The sequence below is a fragment of the Campylobacter volucris genome, assembly GCF_008245045.1.
Lineage (GTDB): Bacteria > Campylobacterota > Campylobacteria > Campylobacterales > Campylobacteraceae > Campylobacter_D > Campylobacter_D volucris.
Map to the genome: position 1 here is coordinate 221192 of NZ_CP043428.1, position 25081 is coordinate 246272.

A 25081-nucleotide genomic window follows, 5' to 3' on the forward strand; every position below is an offset into this window, starting at 1 on the left:
TTTTATCACTTTAAATTTTATTTTTTTGCTAAAATTACAATTTATGATTATATCAAAAATTAGAGAGATTATTTATGGATGATTACAAATAATACAGATGGGTAAATATATTACTTTCTCACTTTTTTAAATCTTTCACTAACTTCTAAACTTTCTACTATATCAACTTTTGTTGGAATTTTATATGAAGCTAATTTATCTTTGCAAAAGAGTCTAATTTCTTTTTTAAGCTCTAAAGAATTTATATTTTTTTCTTTAGTTAAAACAACCTTTAAGCATACACTTTGTCCAGTTAGTGGATTACTTTGTCCATATACTAAACAATCTTGTATGAAAGGAATTTGAAAAATAATACCTTCAACTTCTTGAGGTAAAACTTTTTCTCCACCAACATTTATAATTTCTTTGTTTCTTCCTACAATTTTAATATATTCTTCACCATTTTCATTTATTACTTCAACTAAATCTCCGCTAGCAAAATATCCATCATCTGTAAAAACAGAATTATCAGCATTTAAATAACCCAAACTTTGAGTATTGCTTTTAAGATATAATTCACCTTCTATGATTTTATATTCAACATTTTCTAATTTAATAAAATCTTTATAGCTTTTAGTTTGAGTTATACCAACTTCACTAGTGCCAAATGTTTGATGAAATTTTACTTTTGGAAATTCTTGTTTTAATTTATCAAGTAATGTCTCTGGCATTTTTTCTGTTCCATAAGTAATCAATCTTAAAGAACTAAAATCATAATTATTCATAACATTAAAAGCTAGCATTAAACTTAATAAAGAAGGAGAAGCTGGTAATAACGATATCTTATATTTTTCTATATTTTCAGCTAAATATTCTACATTCTTTCTATCTTTAATAGCTACTCCGCAAGCATTCATACTAAGACAATTAAAAAGAGTATTTAATCCACCTATATGATCAAACATTAAAAAAAGCAAAATATTAATATTTTTTGTTTTTTTATTTAAATACGAAGATGTAATTTTATCTAAATCATGAATTATTGCTTTAGGTTTTCCAGTGCTTCCACTAGAAAATAAAATTAAACCTGGTTTATTTTCTTTAATTAATCTATCTACTAAAGGATGGTTTATGCTATCATCATTTTTTAAAATAATTTCTCCATTATTAAATACAAGATCGCATCTAACTTCTTTAAGTTTATTTTCTATTTCTTTTTTATCTACAAACGGTATTATTATTTTATTTAATTCTATACAAGCTAACAATAAACTTATACTTTCAAAATCGTAATCACCTATAATGCCGATTATATTAGCAGTAGTAGAATTTAATAAATTTATATTTTTAAGAACATTTTCACTTAATTGCGAATAAGTATATATAATATTTTCATAAATCAAAGCATTATTATCTTTATTTGAAAATATTTTTCTTAAAAAAATATTTTTAAAATTATGCATTTACTCCGCCTAAATATATTATTTGTCCTGTTATAAAATCACTTTTTTCATCTATAAAAAAATTAATTGTATTAACTACATCATTAAAATTTCCAAATCTTTTTATAGCTTGTTGATTTAACAAATCTTGTATTTTATTTTCTGGAACATTTTTTATCAAGTCAGTTGGAACTGGAGTTGGTCCTATAGCATTACAAGTTATTCCAAAAGAACTTAATTCTTTTGCACAAACTTGAGTTAAATTACAAATTGCTGCTTTAGATGCTGCATATATAGCTTCTCCTTCTAATCTTAAAGGTGCTGCTACTGTGCTAAAATTTACTATTCTATACGGCATAGAAATAGTTTCTTTTTTATAAGTTTGACTCATAATTTTAGCTACTTCTCTAATAAATAAAAAACTACCAAAAACATTTGTATTAAAAATATTTTGCAGAGTTTTTAGCGGCGTTGTTAATATATGATTCATAGAAGCAATACCAGCATTATTGATTAAAATATCTATTTTTCCAAATTCTTTTTTAATATTTCTAATCATATTTACTACAAGTTTTTCATCACAAACATCTAATTCAAAATGTCTATAATCTTTATGTTCTATACTAGATTTTCCTCTTGAACATCCACAAACTATATGATTATTATTTAAATAGTACTCACTAAGTTCTTTTCCTATGCCTTTTCTAGTTCCAGTAATTATAATTATTTTTTGCATTATTGTTCTTGTAATTTTTTTTCTATAAATTCAGCTAATGTTTTAACATCTTTAAATGGAGAATTTCTAGAACTCATCATTTTTTCATCCGCTAAAATAATCTCTTTATTAAACTCTTCGCTCAAAATACTTTCTAAATCAGATATTAAGCTAACTAAAGCTAGGGAATCTAAACAACCACCAAGACCACTATATAATTTAGTTTCTAAACTGACATTTTTTAATTCATTCACCTCATATATATCAGATAAATTTATTAATGTGCTAATTAGTATATGTTGAATTTTGTTATCCATAAAAATAATCTCCTTTTATTTTAATAAAATATTATATATAATTTATATTAAAAAGGAATTATGATGAATACAATTGTTTTGTTAGGCGCCAGCAACTCACTAATGCCAAATAGATTAAGAGCTGGATTGTCTCAAAAAAATATTAATTTAATAAATTTATCCAAAGGTGGTTGTGGCTCATCATTTCAAATTTATAATTTAATAAAAAATAAGAATATAATTAAAAAAGCAAATCTAATCATATTAGAGTCGAATATAGTTGATATAAATTTAGTCAGTAGAAGCGGGATGAACTATTTAAAAATATTAAACAATATAGAAATTTTATTTAGTCATCTTTCTTACATAAATACAAAAATTTTAATATTAATCTTACCATTTAATCCTTTATATTCAAAATCTACTGAATATAAAGAATTGGCTGTAAATTTTGAAGATATTAATAACAAATACAGACAATTGACACTAAAATATAAGTTTAATATTATAGATATGCAAAAATTTTATATAGAAAATAATTTAATGAAATTTTTTATGGATGTTCAAGATACTTGGCATCCAATCCCAAGTATAATGTATGAATTAGGTAAAAATATTGCTGATAATTTATGTTTATTTAAAACAAATATATCGCAAAATACCTATAATAACATCGATAGCATAATATTTAAATTACAAAAAGATCATATGATTAGCAATACAAATTTTACAGAATTAACTCATAAAAATTTTTTAACACTAGAAAATGTAGTCAGACTAAACAAGAAAGATATTTTCAAATTTCCAGGCAATTTAAAAAATTATAAGATATTGGGAATTCATTGTTTTACAAAAACAAACTCTAAAACAGCAGAACAAATGATTGCAAATTATTCTAGTATAGTTTTAAAAAATGAAGATAAAACAATTATCAAAGCAGCTATTTCCATGGATAGATTTTATGATTTACACGAAGATTTTATTATAGATGAAAATACTTACATAAAACTTAATGATACAGACTTGCCGTTAACTGAAAATACTCATGCCGAAATTAAAAAATATTTTAATCCAAATACAATATATTTTATCGATATAGTAGGATTTTTACTAATGAAAAATCATGATATAAATACAAAATCAATATATTCAAAAGATTATAAATATACATATGATTTTAATTATTTAATTCCACCGCTAAAATTATATAAATCAATAATAGAAGAGTATAATAAAGATTCCAATTTTTTATTAGAATATTTAAATTTAAAGAATAGTTATAATTTACTATCTTTCCAAACTAAACATGGCATAGCAAAGGCTAGAATTCAAAATCAACTTTCTTATAAACTAGGTCAAACTTTAATAATAAATTCAAAAAGTATATTTGGCATACTATGTATGCCAATATATATAATATCAACTATATTAACTCACAATCAAGAACAAAAAATATATAAAGCAAAAATAAAAAAAGATCCATCTTTAAAATTACCTCCATTAAAAAACTATCCTGATTATAAAGAAGCTTTAAAAGAAAAAGAATGTTTAACTTACAAACTAGGACAAGCGCTTATAAAAGCCAATAAAACTTGGTATGGGGGGGGGTATATAAAGTTGCTATTTGAAATTCGTAAGCTAAAAAAAGAATTTAAGAAAAAATAAATCAATTCCATTTGAAAGTTTGCTAAAATTACAATTTATAATTATAACAAAAATTAGAAAGAATTTTTAATGGATAATTACGAATATAGCGAACTTTTAAAAAAACTTAAAAATAAAGTAGGCAACATCGCTTCTATCATAAAACCTGAAGAAATTAAAGAAAGATTACAAGAGATAGAAAGTCTTGAAAATTCTCCTTCTTTTTGGAGTGATGTGAAACAAGCTGGTATTATAGGAAAAGAAAAAACTAAAATTTCAAATTTACTTAAAAATTATGATAATGCAAATAATGCATTAAATGATGCAAGCGAGCTTTTTGATCTTGCAAATAGTGAAAATGATTTAGATACTATAGAAGCTTTATTTAACGATGCTTCAAATTTAGAAGAGCTTATAGTAAGTCTTGAAATTTCTATGCTTTTAAGCGGTGAAAATGATAATAAAAATGCCATAGTTTCTATCCATCCAGGAGCTGGTGGAACAGAAAGTAACGACTGGGCTAGTATGCTTTATAGAATGTATTTAAGATTTTGTGAAAGAGAAGGTTTTAAAGTAGAAACACTTGATTTTCAAGAAGGTGAAGAAGCGGGATTAAAAGATGTAAGTTTTTTAGTAAAAGGTGAAAATGCTTATGGATATTTAAAGGCTGAAAATGGAATTCATCGTCTCGTAAGAACATCTCCTTTTGATAGTGCTGGTCGTCGTCATACTAGCTTTTCAAGTGTTATGGTAAGTCCTGAGCTTGATGATGATATAGAAATAGAAATAGAAGAAAAAGATATAAGAATAGATTATTATAGAGCTAGTGGAGCTGGTGGTCAGCATGTAAATAAAACAGAATCAGCAGTGCGTATAACTCATATGCCAAGTGGTATAGTAGTGCAATGCCAAAATGATAGAAGCCAACATAAAAATAAAGCCACAGCCTTTAAAATGCTAAAATCAAGACTTTATGAATTAGAATTGATGAAACAACAAGATGAAGCAAATTCTAGCGAAAAAAGTGAGATAGGATGGGGACACCAAATAAGATCTTATGTGCTTTTTCCATATCAGCAAGTAAAAGATACTCGCTCTAATGAAGCTTACTCACAAGTTGATAATATATTAGATGGAGATATTAAAAAAATAATAGAAGGTGTTTTGATAGCTCAAAAAGCACAAAATTAAAATTTCCTAGTTTTAAAACTAGGAAATTACATTAAAACTTTAACTAGAATTATCCCTGAAGCAATTAACCATACAAATAAAATTAAAGCCATAGCAAATGGTTTAAGACCTGCTTTTAAAATCACGCTTCTGTGGATATTTACTCCTAAGGCTACCATAGCTATAGAAAGTAAAAGTGTATCGATAAATGCTATGCTTGGTTTTACATAAGTTAATGCAAATTCAGTATTTAAAATATTTAAAGAGCTAACTCCGCTTGCTATTAAAAACCATAGTGCAAAATATGGGATATTATCTTTAATAGTTACTTTTTCTCCATTTTTGTTTAAAAATTTCAATGAAAATATAGCTAGGAAAATCAAAAATGGCACTAGCATTAAAACTCTAATCATTTTTTCAATCACAGCACCATCTCCAGCTTTTATAGCTTCACCTGCTGCTACTGCATGAGCAACTTCGTGTAAGGTAGCTCCCATAAAATATCCCATTTGATTGATATCAAAGAAATTAAACCATCCTAAATTCCAAGCAATTGGAAATAAAAACATTCCCAAAGTCCCAAAAACAACCACAGTACAAATTGCTACCCCAACTCTATCAGGTCCGCCTTTGACTATGCTCTCGCTAGCCATAACCGCAGCTGCACCGCATATACTAGAGCCACTGCTTATTAGCATACTTTCTTTAAGATCAAGTTTAAAAAGCTTTCCAAGTAAAAGTCCTATGAAAAATGTTGAAAATACTATAATCAAAGCTACGCTTATTCCATTTAGTCCAACTTTTTCTATATCATGAAAAGTGATTCTAAAACCATAAAGGATGATCCCTAATCTTAAAATTTGTTTTGTAGCTATGTTTAATACTCCTGTTTTTTTAAGTAAAGTAGTGTTTTGATGAGCAAAATTACCTATCATAGCTCCAAGAGATACAGCGATAATCAAAGCAGAAATTCCAAAACTTTTAAAAACTGCAAGTTCAGATACAGCATATGAACAAAATGCTAAAACAATTAAAAGCATAATGCTTTCAAATTTCCTACCTTTATAAAGGTTTTTTCTTCTATTGTGCATAAATTTCCTTTAAATTTTTGTGCAATTGTAGCTGGTTTTGATTGATTAGAAAAATTAATTTTATTTGATATAATGATAAAAAATATTTATCAAAAAAGGATAAAAATGACTTTTAAACAACTCAAATATTTTCAAGCTCTTAGTAAAAATTTAAATTTAAGAGCTTGTGCTAAAGAATTAAATATAACCCAAGCTGCACTTTCTTTGGCTATTTTTGAGCTTGAGAAAAGTTTAAATGTCAAATTGTTTGATAGAAATGCTAAGTTTTTAACCCTTAATGAAAAGGGTAAATTTTTTTTAAAACAAATTTCACCTTTGGTTTTGGACTTTGAGCGTATCCAAAAGCAAATGCAAGATCAAACGCATTATGAATTAAAAATGAAAGTGAGTCAAAATGTTGGAGTGTATTTGCTATGTGGTGTGTTAAATGATAAAGAAGATCATATAAAATTAGATATCATGATAGCTAATAGTAAAAATATCATTAAAGATGTTTTGGAAAATGAAATTGATCTTGGTATTATCGAAGGTATATGCAAAGATAAAGATTTAAAAAAAATAAAAATTTGTGATGATGAGCTTATAGTAGTAAGTAAAGAAAAATTAGATAAAGAATTTTTTATCGATGAGTTGCAAAATCACAAATGGCTTAGTAGGGAAAAAGGTTCTGGAGCAAAAGAAGTTTTTTTAAATGCTTTGCCTAAAAATGTAAAATTGAATTTAATTTATGAATTAAATTCCACAGCTATGATTAAAGAATTAGTTAAAAAAGGAAATTTTTTAGCGGTTTTGCCTAAATTTAGTGTTAAAGAAGAACTTGAAAGTCAAAAATTATTTCAAGTAAGATTAAAAAATTTTAAGATTTCAAGAGAGCTTTTTTTAATTTATCATAAAAATAAAGAGTTAAATGAAAAATTTGTAAATTTTTGCAATTTTTTAATACAACAAATTCAAAAAGAACTTTAATGCAATTTAGCTATGCATTTTTTAAATTCATCTCCGCGCTCTTGATAAGAAGAAAATTGATCTAAACTGGCACAAGCTGGACTTAAAAGCGCTACTTCATCCATTTTTAATCTTTCATGAATTTTTGTAACTCCAATGTGTAAAAATTCACAAGAATATGCTTGTAAATTTGCATTTTGTGCAAGATTGATGATTTTATTTGTATTAGATCCTATGGCATAAATTGTGATATTTAAAGTTTTCATAAATTCAAACAAAGAGCTAAGATCAACTCCTTTATCATCTCCCCCTAAGATAAGATGAATTTTTTTATCTTTATAGCGTTTGAGTGCTGCTAAGCTCGCATCTATATTGGTAGCTTTGGTATCATTAACCCAAAGCCTATTTTGATAATCATAAATTTCTTCAAGTTTATTTTTTTCAATTTCAAATTCATTTAAAAATTCATATGAGCATCTATCAAGAATGATTTTTTCTATGCTTAAAGCTATGATGGCATCTAGTAAAAAAGGAGTTTTAAAATGAACTTTTTTTATGTCAATTTCCATTTTTTTAGCAAGCTCGTATTCATCTTCATAACTTATAATATAAGCACTAGTTGGATAGTTTTCATATTTTTTAGGCAAAATTGCCACATCATTTTCATTCATTCTATCTAAAACGCTTAATTTTGCATTTTCATAGGACTTGAAATCTTTATGCCATGAAAGATGATCAGGTGTAATGGGCAAAAGTGCATAAATTTCAGGCTTGGCTAGCTTAGTATAAAAAAGTGAAAAAGATGAGCTTTCAAGTATCCATAAATTTGCATTTGCATCCATTGTTGCAAGTGGAATTCCTATATTAGCTCCCATTTGAGCGTTGATATGTTTTAAAAGATGATATGACATTTGAGTGGTAGTGGTTTTTCCATTAGTTCCACTTATCCAAACACTTTTTGGCATCGCATCATAAAAAAAATCATACTCACTACTTAAATTTTTTGCATTTTTTATTAGGAAATGATCATTGGGAAATCCAGGACTTGGAATTTCTAAATCACTTTTTAAAGGATTAAATTCTTGTGGTGGTAAAAGAGTATTTCCAAATTCATCTTTACTAATGCTTGTAAAATGATCATCATAAATATCGCAATTACCAAAACGCTGTGCAAAAGCCTTAGTAGTCTTACCGTATCCAAAGAGTGAAATTTTCATTATCTTAACTTTATACTGATTAATGCGATGATATTTGCAAGTAAAGCTATCATCCAAAAGCGAACGATAATTTTATTTTCCACCCAGCCTACTTTTTCAAAATGATGATGGATGGGTGCCATTTTAAAAACTCTTTTGTTAAAAATTTTAAAACTTCCTACTTGTAAAATCACTGAAATTGTTTCTAAAACAAAAACAAATCCTATTAATATAAGTAAAATTTCATTTTTACTCACTATGCCAAGATAGCCCAAAAATGCCCCAATACTCAAACTCCCACTATCTCCCATAAATACTTGTGCTGGATAGCAGTTATACCACAAAAATCCCATCAAAGCTCCAATTAGTGCTGCGCTAACTACTACAAGCTCTCCTAAGCCTTGAATTTTTGGTAAAAATAAATAAGAACTATAAATAGCATTACCGCATAAATATAAAAATATTCCTAAGCTTAAAAGTGAAAAAATAGAAGGAACCGTGGCAAGTCCATCAAGTCCATCGGTTAAATTTACAGCATTAGAGCTTGAAATGATGACTAAAATCCACAAAGCAAGCATAAAAATTCCACCATCAAATAAAGCATATTTATAAAATGGTAAATAAAATTCAGTATTAACATCCATTACATAGAGTAAGATAACGCAAACAAAAGCTGCACCAAATTGACTTAATAATTTCATTTTAGGACTAAGCCCTGCGTGGTTGTCTTTTTTAAGAATTTTACCTAAATCATCTACTAAACCTATAGTGCAAAACAATACTAAGCATAATAAACCTACAATAACATAAAAATTATTTAAATCCGCACATAAAATACTTGCAATAATAGTAGCAAAGATAAAAATAAGCCCGCCCATGGTTGGGGTGTGAGATTTAGCCTTGTGTGATTGTGGAGCGTATTCGTAAATAGGTTGATTAGCTTTTTTATTTTGAGCCCATTTTATAAATTTAGGCATCATGTATAAGCTTAAAAATAAAGCGATAAAAAAAGCACATCCAGCTCTTACGCTTATATAAGAAAAAAACATATAATCAGTGTAGTTTGTAAGATAAAGCAAAATTTTAACCTTGTATTTGTTTTTTAAAAGCATAATTTTAGTAAAATCATATAAATAAAATATAAAAAAGAGTAAAAATGAGTCAAAAATGTATTTTAATAATAACAGATGGCATAGGTTATAATCAAGATAATAATTATAATGCATTTTTTCACGCTAAAAAACCAACTTATGATGAACTTTTTAAAAATACTCCTAATGTTTTGATTAAAACTAGTGGTTTAGCTGTTGGTTTACCAGAAGGTCAAATGGGAAATAGTGAAGTAGGTCATATGTGTATAGGTAGTGGGCGTATTATTTATCAAAATTTAGTAAAGATAAATAAGGCTATAGAAAATGATGAGCTAAAAAACAATCAAGCCTTACAAGAGCTTTTGCAAAAATGTAAAAGAATTCACATTATAGGTCTTTATAGTGATGGCGGGGTTCATTCTATGCACTCACATTTTAATGCGCTTTTAAAAATTTGTAAAAATGCAAACAAACAAGTTTTTGCTCATGCTATTACTGATGGAAGAGATTGTTCTCCAAATTCGGGTTTAAATTTTATAAAAGAACTTGATGAATTTTGTAAAAATCATCAAATTTGTTTAGCTTCTTTATCGGGTAGATTTTATGCTATGGATAGAGACAAGCGCTATGAAAGGATAAAATCATACTATGATGCGTTATTGGCAAATGCTGTAATTTACGATGATTTTATAAAATATATGCAAGAAAAATATGATCAAAATATCACTGATGAATTTTTAATGCCTATTATTAGTAAAGAATTTGATGGTTTAAAAGAAGAAGATGGTTTGGTTTTTATCAATTTTAGAAACGATAGAATGCGTCAATTAGTTCAAGCTTTAACCCAAGATGATTTTAATGAATTTCAAAGAGAAGTTGTATTTAAAAATGCTATAACTATGAGTTTATATGATGAAAAATTTAAACTACCTGTAATGTTTGAAAAAGAAATATTACAAAATACTTTATCTAGTGTGCTTGCAAAGGCAAATTTAACTCAACTTCATGTAGCAGAAACTGAAAAATATGCCCATGTGACTTTTTTCTTTAACGGAGGAAAAGAAGAATTAGAAGCCAATGAAACACGCGTTTTAATTCCAAGTCCAAAAGTTAAAACTTATGATCAAAAGCCTCAAATGAGTGCCAAAGAAGTTGCTAATGAGGTGATTAAGGGTATAAAAGATGGTATGGATTTTATCGTTGTAAATTTTGCAAATGGCGATATGGTAGGGCATACTGGCGATTTTGAAGCTGCTATTAGGGCAGTAGAAAGTGTAGATGAATGCTTAGGGGAAGTGATTAAGGTAGCAAGAGAAAATGATTATGCTTTTATCATTACTTCTGATCATGGAAATTGTGAGCAGATGAAAGATAAAGAACTTAATATGCTAACTAACCATACTACTTTTGATGTTTTTGCCTTTGTCGAGGCAAAAAATGTAACAAAATTAAAAGAAAATATGGGACTTAGCAATATAGCCCCTAGTGTGCTTAAAATTTTAAATTTACCTATTCCAGAACAAATGGATGAGGCTTTATTTTAATCGAAAGGAATATCAATGAAATTTAGTGGAAAAAATGTATTAATTACAGGTGCAAGTAAAGGTATAGGTGCTGCAATAGCTAAAGAATTAGCAAGTAATGGTTTGAAAGTTTGGATTAATTATAGAAGCAAACCTGAACTTGCTGATGCTTTAAAAGAAGAAATAGAAAAAAATGGTGGCACTGCAGCGGTGATTAAATTTGATGCTAGTATTGAAGAAGAATTTATAAGTGCTGTAGCTACTATTGTTGAAAGTGATGGTGAGCTTAGTTATTTGGTTAATAATGCAGGTATTACAAATGATAAATTAGCGCTTAGAATGAGTATGCAAGATTTTTCAAATGTAATCAATGCTAATTTAAATTCAAGTTTCTTAGGATGCAGAGAAGCTTTAAAAACTATGAGTAAAAAGCGTTTTGGAGCGGTTGTGAATATCGCTTCTATAGTTGGAGAAATGGGTAATGCAGGTCAGACAAATTATAGCGCTAGTAAAGGTGGTATGATAGCTCTAACAAAATCTTTTGCAAAAGAAGGTGCAGCTAGAAATATAAGATATAATTGTATCACTCCAGGCTTTATAAAAAGCGATATGACTGAAGTTTTAAGTGATGAGATTAAACAAAATTATATTAACAATATCCCATTAAAACGCTTTGCAGATGCTAGTGAAGTAGCTCAAGCTGTGGCATTTTTATTAAGTGATCATTCTTCTTATATTACTGGTGAAATTTTAAAAGTAAATGGTGGCCTTTATATGTAAAAAGCAAGGTCAATCCTTGCTTAATTTTTCTCTATAGCAACTACAGCTATAGCAAATCCACCATCATGAGCTATACTTACGCTTGCTGATTTTATATTAAATTCTTTCATAACTTTTGTAGAAAATTTAATATGAGGAGCATTTTTTTTATCTTTGAAGATAATAATGTCAAAAAATGAACATTCTTTTGAAATCCCTACTCCTAAAGCTTTAGAAGCCGCTTCTTTTATAGCCCAAAATCCTGCTAAAGTGTTGGTATTTTTAATATAAGTTTGCTCTTGCTTGGATAAAAATTTATCCAAGAAAAGCGTTTTGTGTTTATTGTAAATGGTTTCTATGCGAGAGCATACGACTATGTCACATCCAATCATTAAGAAACAACAAAGTCAGTAAAATAAATATTTTTGATAAAACCATCAGTTAAAACTTCATTGATCTTGCCAGTTAGTTCATCTTTTAATCTTTCTTTACCTTTTGTAGTGCTAACTTCTTCAAAAGTTTTTGAAGTTAAGGTTTTGATAATTATATCTCTTATAATAGCAACTTTTTTATCAAGTTCAGGGGTAAGTGTTTCAACATTTTGTTCAAGTTGTATAGTGCATTTTACATATCTTGCACCACCATCACTTAATAAATTTAAAGTAAAAGGTGCTAAAGGATACATCACTCCTATATTTGAATAATCACTACCTCGTGGAGCTACTGCATTTGCTTTTTTAGTTACTTGAGCTGGTTGTTGAGCTTGTTCTTCAGCTTGTGGTGCAGGATTTTCTTCTGAATTTCCACTAAACATCAAATAAGCTATAGCTCCCATAATAACTAGCAAAAATACAAATAAAAATACAACGATAATAATAACTAAGGCATTTCCACCTTTTTTCTTGGCTTGGCCTTGTTCATCCATCACATCATCTGCCATATTTTTCCTTCTTTAATATTTAATAAGAGCGTTATTGTATCAAAAAATATAATTTTTTAAAATATTCTTATTTCATTTTTTGTAAATATCTATACACGCTAGGTTCAGAAATACTTAAAATTTCGGCTACTTTAGGTATAACCCCTTTGACATTAAATACACCTTTTTCATAAAAGCTTGCGATGATTTTTTGTTTTTCTTTTGGCTTTAAGCTTTTAGCTTTAAAATTATCTATGTGCATTCCAGTGATGTCTTTTATAAGTTCTTCTAGGTTTATTCTTATATATTCTTTGTTTTCTTCTTGTCCATGGGGATCATCATAAATACAGGCTAAATTTAAAATTTCATCAGAGATTTTTTTAAAAGCTGAAGTGTCGTGATTGATACAAAGTAAACCTTCTAATTTTTCATCTTTTTTGATGAAAAAAGTTGAACCGCTCATTGATTTTGAATTTTCATCTAAGGTTTTATAGTGGGTGATGTAATCACGCTCAAGATAAATTTTATTTTTAATCATTTCCATTGCAAAACCAGTTAATGGAGAATTGATAGTTCTTTTGCTGATGTGATTGTTTGCGATTTCTGCTATATTAGCACCATCTTCGCTTACATCATGTAAAACTATTTCATAATTTCTTCCTAAAGTATCTGCTAAAAATTTGACTAGTTTTATGTAGTGAGCTTTAGTGTATTTGTCCATAGTCTTTCCTTTGTATTTTGTAGTAAATTCAATAATAATTTTAATACAAAATAAAAAATTTACACTTAAAAATTTATCTTTTATAAAAAAATTATATTTTTTATAAATTTTGCAAGTATGTAACATAATAAATAATAATATTTATCAATTAATATTATTTTAATTTTTATAAGCATATAATTTATCAAATAATAAAAATTATTATTTAAGGAGATAAAATGAGAAAATTAACTAATGATTTTGGTAATATCGTAGCTGATAATCAAAATTCACTAAGCGCAGGTGCTAAAGGGCCACTTTTAATGCAAGATTATATTTTACTTGAAAAACTTGCCCATCAAAATAGAGAAAGAATTCCTGAAAGAACTGTTCATGCTAAAGGAAGTGGTGCATATGGTGAGCTTAAAATCACAGCAGATATTTCTAAATATACTAAAGCTAAAGTATTACAACTAGATGAAACTACACCTTTATTTATAAGATTTTCAACCGTTGCAGGTGAAATGGGTGCAGCCGATGCAGAACGCGATGTGCGTGGTTTTGCGGTTAAATTTTATACTAAAGAAGGAAATTGGGATTTAGTGGGTAATAACACTCCTACATTTTTTATAAGAGATGCTTACAAATTCCCTGATTTTATCCATACTCAAAAAAGAGATCCAAGAAGTAATTTAAGAAGCAATAATGCTGCTTGGGATTTTTGGACACTCTGTCCTGAAAGCTTACATCAAGTAACCATCTTAATGAGTGATAGAGGAATTCCTGCAAGTTATCGTCATATGCATGGTTTTGGTAGTCATACTTATAGTTTGATTAATGATAAAAATGAAAGATTTTGGGTTAAATTTCATTTTAAAACTAAACAAGGCATTAAAAATTTAACCAATGAAGAATCAGCCAAAATTATAGCTAATGATAGAGAAAGTCATCAAAGAGATTTATATGAAGCTATAGAAAACGGAGATTTTCCAAAATGGACTTTCCAAATTCAAGTTTTAAAAGAAGATGAGGTAGAAAAACTAGGTTTTAATCCTTTTGATTTAACTAAAGTTTGGCCTCATAGTATTGTTCCTTTGATTGATGTAGGAGAATTAGTGCTAAATAAAAATGTGCAAAATTATTTTAATGAAGTAGAGCAAGCTGCATTTAGTCCAAGCAATATAGTGCCAGGTATAGGTTTTAGTCCTGATAAAATGCTTCAAGCTAGAATTTTTTCATACCCTGATGCACATAGATATCGCATAGGAACTAATTATCATTTACTTCCTATAAATCGTGCTAAAAGCGAAGTAAATACTTATAATGTTGCTGGAGCTATGAATTTTGATACTTATAAAAATGGTCTTGCTTATTATGAACCAAATAGTTATAATGATAGTCCAAAAGAAGATAAAAGCTATTTAGAACCTGATTTGGCAATTGATAATATTGCACAAAGATATGCGCCTTTAGATGATGATTTTTATACTCAACCTAGAGCTTTATTTAATATAATGAGTGAAAATCAAAAAGAGCAATTATTTAGCAATATCGCTGCTTCTATGGATAAAGTAGAAGAAAAAATCATTCAAAGAGCATTAGATCATTTTGAAAAAATTTCAACCGAGTATGCAAATGGTGTTAAAAAAGCTTTGAAAAAGTAGTTTTTACTTGCCACTTTTAAAGTGGCAAACTAAAGATTATAAAAGGAAAAATATGTTTACTTATGAAGAAGAACAAAGAATTCAAGAACTTTGTACTATGGCTTTTGATTATGCAAGAAAAAATGATTTGCAAAATTTAAAGATTATGATAGAGACTGGATTGAGTGTGAATTTAAAAAATCATAAAGGTGATAGCCTTTTAATGCTTGCAAGTTATCATAATTCTTATGATTGTGCTAAATTTTTATTAGAAAATGGAGCCAATGTAGATGAAAAAAATGATAAAGGGCAAACTCCTTTAGCTGGGGTGTGTTTTAAAGGGTATTTGCCTATGTGTAAGCTTTTAGTTAAATATGGAGCAAATATTGATGAAAACAATGGTTTAGGTATGACTCCATTTACTTTTGCTGTGATGTTTGGACGCACAGATGTGGTAGAGTTTTTATCACAAAATTCTAAAAAGAGTTTTTTGAAAAAAATTTCTTTATTTCTTTTAAAAATTTTTAAAAGAAATAAAAATTAAAGTAATTAATACTATAAAAATTATAAAATATCCTTATTTAGATTATTTTAAGGATATTTTATGCCAACACATAAAGAAAAATTATGGGGTGGTAGGTTTGATTTACCTACAAATAAACTTGTTGAAGAATACACAGCTTCTTTGCTAGTTGAACCTAGACTTGCTCCTTTTGACATACAAGGAAGTATCGTTCATGCTACTATGCTTGCTAAGGAAAAAATCATAAGCAAAGATGATGCAAATACCATCATAAAAGGTTTAAATCAGGTAAAAAAAGAAATAGAAAATAATGAATTTATTTTTGATATTGCTGATGAGGATATTCATATGGCAATTGAAAAAAGAATGACCCAAATTGTAGGGAGTGTAGGAGGTAAGCTTCATACTGCAAGAAGTAGAAATGATCAAACTACGCTTGATTCTAAAATGCATATGCGTGCAGTGATTAAGAGTGTTTTGGCTCAAATTTTGACTTTACAAGAAGAAATCATCAATCAAGCTCAAAAAAACATCAAAGCTATTATGCCAGGTTATACTCACCTACAAACTGCTCAACCTATTTTATTTTCTCATTGGATTATGGCATATTTTTGGATGCTAAATAGAGATTTTTCTCGTTTTGAAGATCTTTATAAAAGAATGGATGAGTGTCCTTTAGGAGCAGCTGCGCTTGGTGGAACTACTTTTAATATAGACAGGCATTTTACAGCTTTAGAGCTAGGATTTAGCAAGCCAACTGAAAATAGCATTGATAGTGTAAGTGATAGAGATCATATGGTGGAATTTACAGCTATTGCTGCGATGTGTTTTATGCATCTTAGTCGTTTTTGTGAGGAACTTATAATTTTTTCAAGTCAAGATTTTAAATTTATAGAATTAAGTGACGATTTTTGCACAGGTTCAAGCATAATGCCTCAAAAGAAAAATCCAGATGTAGCTGAAAAAATGCGTGGTAAAACAGGTAGGATGTATGGAAATGTCATGGCTATGCTTACCATTATGAAAGCAATTCCACTAGCTTATAACACTGATATGAGCGAGGATAAAGCTCAAGTTTATGATTCTATGGATACTCTTATGAGTAGTTTAAATATCTTAACTCCAATGATAGCCAAAATGCAAATTTGTGCTGATAATATGTATAAAGCAGCAGCAAAAGGGTTTTCAAACGCTACTGATATGGCTGATTATTTAGTTAGAAAAAATATCCCATTTAGAAAAGCCCATGAGATTGTAGGCGGGGTGGTAAATTACTGCATTAAGCATCAAAAAATGATTGAAGAGCTTGCTTTAGAGCAAATGCGTGAATTTGAGCCTAGCATTGAAGAAGATGTCTATGAAGCTATTGCCTTACAAACTTGTGTAGATACTAGAAATTCATATGGTGGTACAGGGACAAAAGCTGTGTTAGAGCAAATCGAACAAGCTCAAAAAATTTTAAATTTATGTAAGAAAAATTTGTAGAAAGAAGCTAATGGAGATTATTTTTTTATTGGAACTTTTTATTATATTTTCTATGATTGCTATAGGTGGTAGATATGGCGGTATAGGACTTGGTGTAGCAGGTGGGCTTGGTATGTGTATTTTGGTTTTGGTATTTGGAATGAAACCAGCTTCGCTGCCTGTAAATGTTGTTTTTATTATATTAGCTGTAATTACTTGCGTGAGTGTTTTACAAAGTGCAGGCGGGCTTGATTTATTAGTAAAAATAGCAGAGAAAATTCTTAAAAGAAAGCCTCAAGCTATTAGCTTTATGGGTCCATTTATTTGTGCTTTATTTACTATTTTTTGCGGGACTACTTATGTAGCATTTTCTATTTATCCAGTGATTGCTGAAGTGGCTGCTCAAGCTAAAATTAGGCCAGAGCGTGCTTTGTCTGCTTCGGTTGTAGCTGCGGGTATTGGTGTGATAGCTTCTCCTATGAGTGCAGCTACTGCCACTATGATAGCTATATTAGCTTTTAGTGGTGTTGGAGTATTGCAAATTTTAATGATTAGTTTGCCTGCTTTTTTAATAGGAGTTTTTTGTGCTTGTTTGAGTGTATTTAAACGCGGTAAAGAGCTTGAGCAAGATGAAGAATTTCAAAGAAAAGTGCGTTTAGGTGAATATCATTTTATTAATGAAAATTCGCAACAGCAAGATTGTGAGAATGATTTTAAAGCCAAAAGATCTTTATACATTTTTGCTTTAGGAATTTTAGCCATTATTTTCTTTGGTACTTTTACAAATTTATTACCTCATTATGAGCTTGCAAATGGTGATATGGAAAGACTTTCTACTCCAAATTTAATCCAAATGCTTATGCTTGCAACGGCTTGTTTAATTATGCTTTTTGCCAAAGTCCCTGCTAATAAACTTGGTGAAGCTTCTGTTTTTAGATCAGGACTTGTTGGAGTGGTTGGAGTTTTTGGTGTAGCTTGGATGACTGGAACTTTTTTTGAAGCTTATAAGCTTTTCTTTAGTGATGCCTTATCACATATTGTGGAGGATTATCCATATTTATTTGGTTTGATTTTATTTGCTTTTTCTATGGTTATTTTTTCTCCTTCTGCGACAGTAGCAGCTTTAATGCCTTTGGGTGTTAGTTTAGGAATTCCACCTCAAATTCTTATAGTGCTTTATCCTTGTGTTTGTGGAGATTTTATAGTTCCTGGTGCAAATCAAATTGCTTGTGTATCGTTTGATAGAACAGGCACAACTAAAATAGGTAAATTTGTAATCAATCATTCTTATTTGCGTCCAGGTTTTGTTTTAATTATTAGCGCGACAATCGTAGGATATGTGTTATCTAAAATTTATTTTTAGCTTTAAATTATTTTTTAAGTTTTTGTAGATATCTATAAACGCTAGGTTCTGACATATTTAGGAATTTAGCGACTATAGATATACTTCCTTTGATATTAAAAATTCCTTTAGAGTGTAAATTTTTAATAATCTCATCTTTTTGTTCTATGCTTAGATTGTATCCTGAATTTAAATAATCTAAATTTACATGTTCGGCTAAAATATCTTCTATAGAGTGACTTAATGTTTCTATATTACTCATATTTTGCAAATTCATATTATTTTGATTATTTATATTTAATAAATCACTAAAATCATTAATTTTTTCAAGTTCTATGATCTTGCTTATAGCGCTTCTTAGTTCTGTGGTATCGTGATTTATACATAAAATTCCAACTATTTTATTGTGATTTTTTATAAAAAAAGTTGATCCAGTTACTATTTTAGAATTTCCAACCTTTGCCTTATAATCACATAAAAAATCTTTAGTTAAATATTCTTTTTCCTGGATGAGTTCGCTTGCAAATGAAGTTAAAGGAGAATTTATAGTTCTACCGCTTATGTGATTGTTTGCAATAGCTGCTATGTATGAACCTTCTTCTGATATCACATGAAAAACTATTTCGTATTTATCTCCAAGAACTTGACCTAAAAATTGTGTTAATTTGATAAACAATTCTTTTTGTAATTCATCCATTATAAATTTACCTTTTTTTGTTTTTATTATATTTTACATAATATTTTCACACAAATGAGTAAATCTTTCATAATATTAAAAAAAATTATTATTATGATAAAAAAATATTGACATTTCATTTTCTTAGTGATAATATTATTTACACATCAAATATTAACAAAGGAGATAACATGGCAAACTATCCAAAGGCTATAGGACCATATTCAGCTTACAAAGAGGCAAATGGTTTATTATTTATTTCAGGACAACTTCCTATAAATCCAGCAAGTGGCAATATAGAAAGTGAAGATATAAAAGAACAAACTAGACAATCTTTACTTAATATAAAAGCAATTTTGGAAGAAAATAATTTGTATTTTAACAATGTTGTAAAGACTACTTGTTTTTTAGCAGATATTAATGATTTTCTAGCTTTTAATGAAATTTATTCTGAATTTTTTGCAGCTCCATACCCGGCAAGAAGCGCTTTTGCGGTAAAAGATCTTCCAAAAGGAGCTAAGATTGAAATAGAGGTTATCGCACATAAAGGATAAAATATGTTAGGTCTATTTTTTGCAGGATGCTCTGTATTTTTACTCGTTTTTATGCTTTATAAAAAAATCAATGCCCATATGGCATTGCTTTTAAGTGGTTTATTTTTATTAGCTTTGGCAGGAATTTTTGGACTTTCGCCTATTATTAATGAAAAACAATCATTACATCTTGGAATTTTTGATATTTTTCAAGTAGTAAATACTAAAATGTCAAGCACTTTGGCAGGACTTGGGCTTACTCTTATGTGTATAGCAGGATTTTCAGCTTATATGGATCATGTTGGTGCAAGTTATGCTTTATTTAAGGTATTTGAAAAACCATTAAAAGCGGTTAAATCACCATATGTTTTATTGTTAGTTTCTTATTTTGTTATCCAGTTTTTAGTGCTTTTTATACCTTCTCATGCGGGTTTGGCATTATTGCTTATGGTAACTATGTATCCTATTTTAGTGCGTTCAGGTGTTTCTAAACTTTCAGCGCTTTCGATTATCGCAGTGTGTCAGTATATAGATCATGGACCAGGAAGTGGTAATGTGATATTGGCTTCAAAAACTGCTGAGATTGATCCAGCTGTGTATTTTGTGCATTATCAATTACCTGCAACTATACCAATTATCATAGCTGTAGGCATTGCGTTTTATTTTTGCTCAAAATATTTTGACAAAAAAGAAAATTTTGTATTTAATCGTGAAGATGTTGAAAAAGAATTAATGGAGCATGATGGCAAAAAAGAAGAATTAAAAAAACCACCTAAAATTTATGCAATTTTACCAGTGATACCTTTGGTATTGATTTTAGGTTTTAGTAGTGTTTTAGATAGTATTTTGGTTCTAATGGGGCTTACTACTATAGAAGAAGTTCAAGCAGCTTCATCGACTGCAATTAGAATGAATGTGCCAGTTGCAATGATGATTTCAACCTTTATAGCAATTATTTTTGAAATTATTCGTTATAGAAGTTTAGTAGATACTTTAAATTCTATTATGGTTTTCTTCAAAGGTATGGGGCATTTGTTTGTTATAACTGTTTCTTTGATAGTTTGTGGTCAGGTTTTTGCAAGCGGACTTTTATCAGTTGGTTTTGTGGATACTTTGATAAATTTTGCAAAAGATGCAGGTTTTGGAGTGCTTGCTATCATCATAGCAGTTTCAATTTTGCTTGCTGTGTGTGCATTTTTAATGGGTTCAGGAAATGCTGCATTTTTCTCTTTTGCGCCACTTATCCCAAATATAGCAAAATCTTTTGGAGTAGAAACTATCACTATGATAGCACCAATTCAAATAATGACAGGCTTTGGAAGATGTGTCTCGCCAATAGCTCCAGCTATTTTAGCAATTTCGGCTATGGCAAAGGTCAATCCTTTGCAAGTTGTAAAAAGAACGGCTATTCCTATGCTTGTGGCTGCTATTGTTAATGTCATAATGACTTATATTTACATATAAAAAGGAATTAATAATGCAAAATAAAACCAAATTAATCCATTTAGGAAGAGGCGATGTTAATGCAGAAGCAAGATCGGTTAATCCGACTTTAATGCGTGCTTCAACTATACTTTTTAAAGATCATGCTACTTGGCAAAAATATAGAGATTTAAGAAAAACCGAGCGTGTTTTAAGCTATGGTGCTAGAGGAACGACTACAAATTTTGAGCTTGAAAAATTAATTTGTGAGCTTGAAAATGGTTATAGAGCTCAGCTTTTTCCAACAGGACTTGCAGCATTAGCTATGGTGCTTTTAAATTATGCTAGCAAAGATGCACATTTTTTAATTACTGATGCTATTTATGGACCTGTTAGAACAATTTGTGATTTATTTTTAGCAAAAATGGAAGTAGAAGTTGATTTTTTAAAAGCAGATGCAAGTGATGTAGAAGAAAAAATCAAACCAAATACAAAATTAATCCTTTGTGAAAGCCCAGGTTCTATACTTTATGAGATTATAGACTTGCCAAAACTTTGTGAAATTGCACATAAACACAATATACCAGTAGCTATTGATAATACTTATTCAAGCGGGTATTTTTTCAATCCTTTAGAATATGGAGCAGATATTTCTGTGATTGCAGCTACTAAGTATTTAAGCGGACATTCTGATGTTACTATGGGGATAGTAGTAGCAAATGAAAAAGAATGGAAAAATTTTGACAAATTACCTGAAGCTTTAGGCTTTACTACTAGCCCAGATGATTGTTATTTAGTGCTTCGTGGTATGAGAACTTTAGATGTTAGAATGAGAGCTCATGAAAAAAGTGCTGATGAAATAGTAGAATTTTTACAAACTAGAAAAGAAGTGAAAACTATTTTTTATCCAAAATTAAAAACCCATCCAAATCATGAAGTTTTTATGCGTGATTATAAAGGCACTAATGGTATGGTTACTATTGAATTTAATGATGGAATTTCAAAAGAACAAGCAATTAAATTTGTAGATGATTTAGAGTATTTTTCAATTGGAGCTAGTTGGGGTGGATATGAAAGCTTAGCTACTGTTACTACTCCACCTAGAACTGCAACAGACCTAAGCGCTAGAGGTCCTTTTGTGAGATTTCATATAGGTCTTGAAGATAGTAAAGATTTGATTGCTGATTTAAAACAAGCGTTTGAAAAAATAAATTTTAAAGGATAAAACATGGGTGTGAGTGTATTTGATATGAGATTGCTTCAAGATTCTTGGAGCACTCCTGCTATGAGAGAAATTTTTAGCGAAGAAAATAGAATTCAAAAATGGCTTGATGTTGAAGCTGCTTTGGCAAAAGCTCAAGCAAAACTTGGCATTATCCCTAGTGAAGCTGCTGAAGAAATAGCTAAAAAAGCTCACTATAAATTTATGGATATGGATTTTATTTTTGCTGAATTTAAAAAGACTAAGCATCCATTAGTTCCAACTGTTAGAGGTTTGGAAAAAGCTTGCGAAAATGGTTTTGGTGAATATGTGCATTTTGGAGTAACTACTCAAGATGTTATCGATACAGGTATAGTTTTGCAATTTAAAGAAGCGATGAATTTGATCAAGCAAGATTTAAAAAATATAGCTAAAAATTTAGCCTCTATAGCAAAGGAACACAAAAACACAGCTATGATGGGTAGAACTTTAGCTTTGCAAGCTTTGCCTATTACTTTTGGACACAAGGTTGCTATTTGGCTTAGTGAGCTTAATCGCCATTATGAAAGGATAAACGAACTTGAAAAAAGATTATATGTAGGTTCTATAGTAGGAGCTGTTGGAACTAAAGCTAGTTTGAGTGAAAAGGCTAATGAAGTAGAAAAATTAACTTTGCAAATTTTAGGTTTAGAAGTACCTGATATTTCTTGGCAACCAGCAAGAGATCGCTTTATAGAATTAGGTTATGTTTTAGGTAATATCAACGCAACTTTTAACAAAATCGCACACCAGCTTTTAATCTTAACTCATAATGAAATTGATGAATTAGCTGAGCCTTTTGGTAAAGGTCAAGTAGGAAGCTCTACTATGCCACATAAAAGAAATCCAGCAGTAAGTGAAAATGCAGTTACCGTAAGCAATGCTTTAAGAGCAAATATAGCGATTTTAAGCGATATAGAAAGACACGAGCATGAAAGAGATGGGCAAGTTTGGAAAATGGAATGGAAATTATTGCCTGAAACATTTTTGATGCTTTCAGTGGTTTTAGCGAATATGAAATTTGTCTTTGATGGTTTAGAAGTTAAAAAAGATAAAATGCTTAAAAATTTAGATATTTTAGATGGTTTTGTATTAGCTGAACGCGTGATGTTTGCATTAAGTGATCATTATGGAAAACAACATGCTCATGAGATTGTATATGAAAATGCCATGAGAGGTATAGAAAATCATAAAACTTTTAAAGTTGCTTTACTCGAAGATGAAAGAGTAAGTAAGGTTTTAAGCGAAAAAGATATCGATGCTTTAATGGATGCTACAACTTATGTAGGCTATGCTCCAAAATTAGTAGATGAATTTTTAGAAAAAATTGCTAATGCACAAATTTTAAAGTAGGATAAAATGTATTTAAGTGAAAAATTAGCTGAATTTATCATAAATTTAGATTATGAAGCCATTCCAAGTGAAGTAAAACAAAGAGCTAAAGAATTGATGTTTGATACTTTAGGAACGGCTTTAGCTGCTAAAAATGAGCAATGTGTTTTAAATGCAATTAAGGCTTTTAAAAATTTAAGTCTTAACAAAGACACTAAAATTTGGATAAATGATGAAAAACTTGATCTAATCTATGCTGCTATGCTTAATGCCATAGCAGCTCACGCTCTTGATTTTGATGATACTCATACAGAAGCTATTTTACACGCTAGTGCTATTTTAGCTCCACTTTGTTTAACTTATGGCTTTAATGTAAGCAAAGATGGAAAAAAAGTTTTAAAAGCTTTTATAGTAGGTTGGGAAATTGCTGCTAGAGTTGGTATAGCAAGCAAAGGAAGTTTTCACAAACGAGGATTTCACACTACTGCTATAGCTGGAATTTTTGGTGCAGTTAGTGCGTGTTGTGTTTTACTTGATTTAAATAAAGAACAAGTCATAAATGCTTTAGGTTTGGCAGGAAGTTTTGCAAGCGGGGTAAATGAATTTTTATCAAATGGTTCTAATTCAAAAGTTTTGCATATAGCTAATGCTTTAAAAAACGCAATTTTAGTAGCAAATTTTGCCAAAGCAAATATGAGTGGGCCTTTGAGTATTTTTGAAGGAAGAGATAATATATTTAGAGCCTTTGGTATAGAAGAAGAATGTGATAAAAACGAACTTTGCAAAGGATTAAATGAGATATATCAAGTGATGCAAGTATCTTTAAAGCCATATCCAAGTTGTCATTTTGCTCATGGGCTTATTGATTGTGCTATGAGTTTAAGAAATGATGGTTTAAAAACACAAGATATTAAAAGCATCCATTGTTTTGTAGATGAGGTTCCAATTTCTTTTATTTGCGATCCAATTGAGGCAAAATATGCTCCAAAAAGTGCTTATGAAGCTAAATTTTCTATGCCTTTTTTAATGGCTCTTGCTTTTATTGATGGTAAGATTACTTTAAAATCGTATGAGAATTTAAACCGAGTGGAGCTTTTAGAATTTGCTAAAAAAATTAGTTATGAAAAGAAAAAATCAAGCGGTTTTCCAAAATACTTTCCTGGGCATTTAGAAGCTATTTTAGCTAATGGAGAAGTTGTAAAAAAAGATGTATTTATTAACAAAGGAAATTTTGACAATCCTTTGAGTTTTGATGAATTAAAAGATAAATTTATAATCAATGCTACTATCAATATATCCCTAGATCAAGCCACAAAACTTATAGAAAAAATTCAAAATTTAGAAAATCTTAGTCATTTTGATTTTTAGCAATCTCTTTTTTTGAGATTGCTTATTATTTTAAATAAAGTATTTTTATATATAATGCTTTTTTTAGT

Annotated in this window: 24 protein-coding genes; 14 read left to right on the forward strand and 10 right to left on the reverse strand. The window is 29.1% G+C overall.

Going from position 1 to position 25081, the window contains the following annotated elements:
- Positions 1 to 110 precede the first annotated feature (110 nt).
- From CVOLT_RS01285 to CVOLT_RS01295, 3 genes are read right to left on the reverse strand one after another with little or no spacing between them, the layout of a single operon-like run.
- The gene (locus CVOLT_RS01285) at positions 111 to 1442 is read right to left on the reverse strand and encodes an ANL family adenylate-forming protein (protein WP_039665100.1); all 1332 of its coding nucleotides are present in this window, start codon (positions 1440 to 1442) and stop codon (positions 111 to 113) included.
- On the reverse strand, positions 1435 to 2157 hold the full coding sequence (locus CVOLT_RS01290; RefSeq protein WP_039665101.1) for an SDR family NAD(P)-dependent oxidoreductase: 723 nt from the start codon (positions 2155 to 2157) through the stop codon (positions 1435 to 1437). The genes CVOLT_RS01285 and CVOLT_RS01290 overlap by 8 nt, the downstream gene beginning before the upstream one ends.
- The gene (locus tag CVOLT_RS01295; protein ID WP_039665102.1) at positions 2157 to 2453 is read right to left on the reverse strand and encodes a hypothetical protein; all 297 of its coding nucleotides are present in this window, start codon (positions 2451 to 2453) and stop codon (positions 2157 to 2159) included. Before CVOLT_RS01295 ends, CVOLT_RS01290 begins: the two co-directional genes overlap by 1 nt.
- Before the next feature lie 63 nt (positions 2454 to 2516).
- On the opposite strand from CVOLT_RS01295, the gene CVOLT_RS07985 reads away from it, so the two are divergent.
- Both CVOLT_RS07985 and prfB read left to right on the forward strand, forming a co-directional pair.
- Complete coding sequence (locus tag CVOLT_RS07985; protein ID WP_052243143.1) at positions 2517 to 4097, forward strand: DUF8374 domain-containing protein; 1581 nt, start codon at positions 2517 to 2519, stop codon at positions 4095 to 4097.
- Positions 4098 to 4166: 69 nt separating this feature from the next.
- Positions 4167 to 5267 (forward strand): peptide chain release factor 2, encoded by a 1101-nt coding sequence (gene prfB / locus CVOLT_RS01305; protein ID WP_039665103.1) that lies wholly within the window; start codon positions 4167 to 4169, stop codon positions 5265 to 5267.
- Between the two features lie 26 nt (positions 5268 to 5293).
- Here prfB and CVOLT_RS01310 read toward each other — a convergent pair whose 3' ends face one another.
- Positions 5294 to 6337 carry a YeiH family protein gene (locus CVOLT_RS01310; protein ID WP_084059195.1) on the reverse strand — a complete coding sequence of 348 codons (1044 nt, stop codon included), beginning with the start codon at positions 6335 to 6337 and terminating at the stop codon, positions 5294 to 5296.
- A gap of 105 nt (positions 6338 to 6442) precedes the next feature.
- Here CVOLT_RS01310 and CVOLT_RS01315 point away from each other — a divergent pair, with 105 nt between their 5' ends.
- Entirely contained in the window at positions 6443 to 7303 is an 861-nt protein-coding gene (locus tag CVOLT_RS01315; RefSeq protein WP_052243144.1) for a LysR family transcriptional regulator, read from the forward strand.
- Here CVOLT_RS01315 and murD read toward each other — a convergent pair.
- Complete coding sequence (gene murD, locus CVOLT_RS01320) at positions 7300 to 8499, reverse strand: UDP-N-acetylmuramoyl-L-alanine--D-glutamate ligase (protein WP_039665104.1); 1200 nt, start codon at positions 8497 to 8499, stop codon at positions 7300 to 7302. The two genes, CVOLT_RS01315 and murD, sit on opposite strands and share 4 nt — an antisense overlap.
- Complete coding sequence (mraY, locus tag CVOLT_RS01325; protein ID WP_165902312.1) at positions 8499 to 9590, reverse strand: phospho-N-acetylmuramoyl-pentapeptide-transferase; 1092 nt, start codon at positions 9588 to 9590, stop codon at positions 8499 to 8501. Before mraY ends, murD begins: the two co-directional genes overlap by 1 nt.
- A gap of 44 nt (positions 9591 to 9634) precedes the next feature.
- Here mraY and gpmI point away from each other — a divergent pair, with 44 nt between their 5' ends.
- Together gpmI and fabG are read left to right on the forward strand one after the other, a co-directional pair.
- Entirely contained in the window at positions 9635 to 11113 is a 1479-nt protein-coding gene (gene gpmI / locus CVOLT_RS01330) for a 2,3-bisphosphoglycerate-independent phosphoglycerate mutase (protein WP_039665106.1), read from the forward strand.
- Positions 11114 to 11128: 15 nt separating this feature from the next.
- Positions 11129 to 11872 carry a 3-oxoacyl-ACP reductase FabG gene (gene fabG / locus CVOLT_RS01335; protein ID WP_039665107.1) on the forward strand — a complete coding sequence of 248 codons (744 nt, stop codon included), beginning with the start codon at positions 11129 to 11131 and terminating at the stop codon, positions 11870 to 11872.
- 20 nt (positions 11873 to 11892) lie between these two features.
- Here the strand turns inward: fabG and acpS are convergent, their stop codons facing one another.
- The 3 genes from acpS to CVOLT_RS01350 form a co-directional block, all read right to left on the reverse strand.
- Positions 11893 to 12243, reverse strand: coding sequence for a holo-ACP synthase (acpS, locus tag CVOLT_RS01340; protein WP_039665108.1), 351 nt, complete (start codon positions 12241 to 12243; stop codon positions 11893 to 11895).
- Positions 12243 to 12791, reverse strand: a complete 549-nt coding sequence (gene fliL, locus CVOLT_RS01345) for a flagellar basal body-associated protein FliL (protein ID WP_039665109.1) — start codon at positions 12789 to 12791, stop codon at positions 12243 to 12245. Before fliL ends, acpS begins: the two co-directional genes overlap by 1 nt.
- Positions 12792 to 12858: 67 nt before the next feature.
- Entirely contained in the window at positions 12859 to 13491 is a 633-nt protein-coding gene (locus tag CVOLT_RS01350) for a YheO-like PAS sensor domain-containing protein (RefSeq protein ID WP_039665110.1), read from the reverse strand.
- A gap of 218 nt (positions 13492 to 13709) precedes the next feature.
- Between CVOLT_RS01350 and CVOLT_RS01355 the strand changes: the two genes are divergently transcribed.
- Genes CVOLT_RS01355 through CVOLT_RS01370 form a run of 4 tightly spaced genes read left to right on the forward strand, consistent with a single transcriptional unit; the run spans position 13710 to position 18463 of the window.
- On the forward strand, positions 13710 to 15134 hold the full coding sequence (locus CVOLT_RS01355; protein WP_039665111.1) for a catalase: 1425 nt from the start codon (positions 13710 to 13712) through the stop codon (positions 15132 to 15134).
- A 52-nt stretch (positions 15135 to 15186) separates the two neighbouring features.
- Positions 15187 to 15657, forward strand: a complete 471-nt coding sequence (locus tag CVOLT_RS01360) for an ankyrin repeat domain-containing protein (protein WP_039665112.1) — start codon at positions 15187 to 15189, stop codon at positions 15655 to 15657.
- A 60-nt stretch (positions 15658 to 15717) separates the two neighbouring features.
- Entirely contained in the window at positions 15718 to 17121 is a 1404-nt protein-coding gene (gene argH, locus CVOLT_RS01365; RefSeq protein WP_039665113.1) for an argininosuccinate lyase, read from the forward strand.
- Positions 17122 to 17131: 10 nt separating this feature from the next.
- Complete coding sequence (locus CVOLT_RS01370; RefSeq protein WP_039665114.1) at positions 17132 to 18463, forward strand: anaerobic C4-dicarboxylate transporter family protein; 1332 nt, start codon at positions 17132 to 17134, stop codon at positions 18461 to 18463.
- A 7-nt stretch (positions 18464 to 18470) separates the two neighbouring features.
- On the opposite strand, the gene CVOLT_RS01375 is transcribed toward CVOLT_RS01370, so the two are convergent.
- Positions 18471 to 19139 carry a YheO-like PAS sensor domain-containing protein gene (locus CVOLT_RS01375; RefSeq protein WP_039665115.1) on the reverse strand — a complete coding sequence of 223 codons (669 nt, stop codon included), beginning with the start codon at positions 19137 to 19139 and terminating at the stop codon, positions 18471 to 18473.
- Between the two features lie 170 nt (positions 19140 to 19309).
- Here CVOLT_RS01375 and CVOLT_RS01380 point away from each other — a divergent pair, with 170 nt between their 5' ends.
- Genes CVOLT_RS01380 through CVOLT_RS01400 form a run of 5 tightly spaced genes read left to right on the forward strand, consistent with a single transcriptional unit; the run spans position 19310 to position 25013 of the window.
- Positions 19310 to 19672 (forward strand): endoribonuclease L-PSP family protein, encoded by a 363-nt coding sequence (locus CVOLT_RS01380; RefSeq protein ID WP_039665116.1) that lies wholly within the window; start codon positions 19310 to 19312, stop codon positions 19670 to 19672.
- Positions 19673 to 19675: 3 nt separating this feature from the next.
- Positions 19676 to 21115, forward strand: coding sequence for a C4-dicarboxylate transporter DcuC (gene dcuC / locus CVOLT_RS01385; RefSeq protein WP_039665117.1), 1440 nt, complete (start codon positions 19676 to 19678; stop codon positions 21113 to 21115).
- 13 nt (positions 21116 to 21128) lie between these two features.
- Positions 21129 to 22298 (forward strand): trans-sulfuration enzyme family protein, encoded by a 1170-nt coding sequence (locus CVOLT_RS01390; protein WP_039665118.1) that lies wholly within the window; start codon positions 21129 to 21131, stop codon positions 22296 to 22298.
- Between the two features lie 3 nt (positions 22299 to 22301).
- Positions 22302 to 23666, forward strand: coding sequence for an adenylosuccinate lyase (gene purB / locus CVOLT_RS01395; RefSeq protein WP_039665119.1), 1365 nt, complete (start codon positions 22302 to 22304; stop codon positions 23664 to 23666).
- Positions 23667 to 23672: 6 nt separating this feature from the next.
- Positions 23673 to 25013, forward strand: coding sequence for an MmgE/PrpD family protein (locus tag CVOLT_RS01400; RefSeq protein WP_039665120.1), 1341 nt, complete (start codon positions 23673 to 23675; stop codon positions 25011 to 25013).
- The last annotated feature ends 68 nt before the right edge of the window (positions 25014 to 25081 follow it).

Bases quoted from the DNA above. Each gene is read 5' to 3' on its own strand.
- mraY (WP_165902312.1), bottom strand. From the start codon at position 9,590: ATGCTTTTAAAAAACAAATACAAGGTTAAAATTTTGCTTTATCTTACA.
- CVOLT_RS07985 (WP_052243143.1), top strand. From the start codon at position 2,517: ATGAATACAATTGTTTTGTTAGGCGCCAGCAACTCACTAATGCCAAAT.
- CVOLT_RS01295 (WP_039665102.1), bottom strand. From the start codon at position 2,453: ATGGATAACAAAATTCAACATATACTAATTAGCACATTAATAAATTTA.
- CVOLT_RS01360 (WP_039665112.1), top strand. From the start codon at position 15,187: ATGTTTACTTATGAAGAAGAACAAAGAATTCAAGAACTTTGTACTATG.
- dcuC (WP_039665117.1), top strand. From the start codon at position 19,676: ATGTTAGGTCTATTTTTTGCAGGATGCTCTGTATTTTTACTCGTTTTT.
- argH (WP_039665113.1), top strand. From the start codon at position 15,718: ATGCCAACACATAAAGAAAAATTATGGGGTGGTAGGTTTGATTTACCT.
- CVOLT_RS01350 (WP_039665110.1), bottom strand. From the start codon at position 13,491: ATGGACAAATACACTAAAGCTCACTACATAAAACTAGTCAAATTTTTA.
- CVOLT_RS01400 (WP_039665120.1), top strand. From the start codon at position 23,673: ATGTATTTAAGTGAAAAATTAGCTGAATTTATCATAAATTTAGATTAT.
- murD (WP_039665104.1), bottom strand. From the start codon at position 8,499: ATGAAAATTTCACTCTTTGGATACGGTAAGACTACTAAGGCTTTTGCA.
- fabG (WP_039665107.1), top strand. From the start codon at position 11,129: ATGAAATTTAGTGGAAAAAATGTATTAATTACAGGTGCAAGTAAAGGT.
- CVOLT_RS01290 (WP_039665101.1), bottom strand. From the start codon at position 2,157: ATGCAAAAAATAATTATAATTACTGGAACTAGAAAAGGCATAGGAAAA.
- acpS (WP_039665108.1), bottom strand. From the start codon at position 12,243: ATGATTGGATGTGACATAGTCGTATGCTCTCGCATAGAAACCATTTAC.
- CVOLT_RS01375 (WP_039665115.1), bottom strand. From the start codon at position 19,139: ATGGATGAATTACAAAAAGAATTGTTTATCAAATTAACACAATTTTTA.
- gpmI (WP_039665106.1), top strand. From the start codon at position 9,635: ATGAGTCAAAAATGTATTTTAATAATAACAGATGGCATAGGTTATAAT.
- purB (WP_039665119.1), top strand. From the start codon at position 22,302: ATGGGTGTGAGTGTATTTGATATGAGATTGCTTCAAGATTCTTGGAGC.
- CVOLT_RS01380 (WP_039665116.1), top strand. From the start codon at position 19,310: ATGGCAAACTATCCAAAGGCTATAGGACCATATTCAGCTTACAAAGAG.
- prfB (WP_039665103.1), top strand. From the start codon at position 4,167: ATGGATAATTACGAATATAGCGAACTTTTAAAAAAACTTAAAAATAAA.
- CVOLT_RS01310 (WP_084059195.1), bottom strand. From the start codon at position 6,337: ATGCACAATAGAAGAAAAAACCTTTATAAAGGTAGGAAATTTGAAAGC.
- CVOLT_RS01285 (WP_039665100.1), bottom strand. From the start codon at position 1,442: ATGCATAATTTTAAAAATATTTTTTTAAGAAAAATATTTTCAAATAAA.
- fliL (WP_039665109.1), bottom strand. From the start codon at position 12,791: ATGGCAGATGATGTGATGGATGAACAAGGCCAAGCCAAGAAAAAAGGT.
- CVOLT_RS01355 (WP_039665111.1), top strand. From the start codon at position 13,710: ATGAGAAAATTAACTAATGATTTTGGTAATATCGTAGCTGATAATCAA.
- CVOLT_RS01370 (WP_039665114.1), top strand. From the start codon at position 17,132: ATGGAGATTATTTTTTTATTGGAACTTTTTATTATATTTTCTATGATT.
- CVOLT_RS01390 (WP_039665118.1), top strand. From the start codon at position 21,129: ATGCAAAATAAAACCAAATTAATCCATTTAGGAAGAGGCGATGTTAAT.
- CVOLT_RS01315 (WP_052243144.1), top strand. From the start codon at position 6,443: ATGACTTTTAAACAACTCAAATATTTTCAAGCTCTTAGTAAAAATTTA.